Annotated in this window: 1 protein-coding gene; it reads left to right on the top strand. The window is 58.4% G+C overall.

Going from position 1 to position 1,906, the window contains the following annotated elements; all coding sequences use genetic code 11:
- Positions 1–1,906 (top strand): S-layer family protein (locus tag A9J21_RS32000; protein WP_066737591.1); only part of this gene is annotated, 1,906 nt, incomplete at both ends.

Here is a 1,906-nt window from a genome sequence, read left to right as displayed (position 1 = left end):
CTCGGGCAACTCGACCAATGGTACGGGCGTAGACAACGGCAACGGCACGATCGACACCCAGGGCAACGGCTCGACCAACGTCTCGGGCAATTCGACCAACGGAGCTGGCGTCGACAATGGCAATGGCTCGATCAGCACGGGCGGTAACGGCTCAACCAATGTCTCCGGCAACTCGACCAACGGTACGGGCGTAGACAACGGCAACGGCACGATCGACACCCAGGGCAATGGCTCGACCAATGTCTCGGGCAACTCGACCAACGGCACGGGCGTCGATAACGGTAACGGTTCGATCAACACCGATGGCAACGGCTCGACCAACGTCTCGGGCAACTCGACCAATGGTACGGGCGTAGACAACGGCAACGGCACGATTGACACCCAGGGCAACGGTTCAACGAACATTACGGGTGACTCTGGTAACAGGGCCGGGGTAGACAACGGCAACGGCTCGATCAATACGGGCGGCAACGGCTCAACAAACGTCTCGGGCAACTCGACGAATGGCACGGGCGTTGATAATGGCAACGGCTCCATCTATACCGACGGCAATGGCTCGACCAATGTCTCGGGTAACTCGACCAACGGCACCGGTGTCGACAACGGTAATGGTTCGATCCATGCCGATGGCAATGGCTCGACCAATGTCTCGGGCAATTCGACGAACGGCACGGGTGTCGATAATGGCAACGGCTCGATCCACACGGACGGTAACGGTTCGACCAACGTCTCGGGCAACTCGACCAACGGGACTGGCGTAGACAACGGTAACGGCACCATCAACACGGGCGGTAACGGTTCAACGAACGTTACCGGAGACTCAGGCGAGGGAGCTGGCGTCGATAACGGTAACGGCTCGATCCACACGGACGGTAACGGTTCGACCAACGTCTCCGGCAACTCGACGAATGGCACAGGCGTTGACAACGGCAACGGCACCATCAACACGGGCGGTAATGGTTCGACCAACGTCTCGGGCAATTCGACGAACGGCACGGGTGTCGATAATGGCAACGGCTCGATCCACACGGACGGTAACGGTTCGACCAACGTCTCCGGCAACTCGACGAACGGTACCGGCGTTGATAACGGCAATGGGTCGATCAACACCGGTGGTAATGGTTCCACCAACGTGTCGGGCAATTCGACCAACGGTACTGGCGTCGATAATGGCAATGGATCGATCCATACCGATGGCAATGGATCGACGAACGTCTCGGGTAATTCGACCGGCGGCCCAGGTGTCGACAACGGTAACGGCACCATCAACACCGACGGCAATGGTTCGACCAACGTCTCCGGCAACTCGACGAATGGCACAGGCGTTGATAACGGAAACGGTTCAATCAACACCGGCGGTAACGGTTCGACCAACGTTTCGGGCAATTCGACGAATGGCACGGGCGTCAATAACGGCAACGGCACCATCAACACCGGTGGTAATGGCTCGACAAACGTTACCGGCGACTCAGGCGAGGGAACTGGCGTCGATAACGGAAATGGTTCGATCCACACGGACGGTAACGGTTCGACCAACGTGTCCGGCAACTCGACGAATGGAACGGGCGTTGACAACGGCAACGGCACCATCAACACCGGCGGCAACGGTTCGACCAACGTCTCGGGTAACTCGACGAATGGCACCGGCGTTGATAACGGCAACGGCACCATCCACACGGATGGCAATGGCTCGGCGAATGTCTCGGGAAATTCGACGAACGGAACCGGGGTAGATAACGGTAACGGCACGATCGACTCGCAGGGCAACGGCTCGACCAACATCTCTGGAAACTCGACGAACGGTACCGGTGTTGATAACGGAAATGGAGCGATCAACACTGGCGGCAACGGATCGACGAATATCTCGGGTAATTCGACAGATGGCCCAGGCCTGGACAACGGTAAC

The sequence above is a fragment of the Cupriavidus sp. D384 genome (assembly GCF_001652915.1).
Classification (GTDB): Bacteria; Pseudomonadota; Gammaproteobacteria; order Burkholderiales; family Burkholderiaceae; genus Cupriavidus.
Note: the sequence above shows the minus strand (reverse complement) of the source record. Positions and strands in the feature narration are given on the sequence as shown.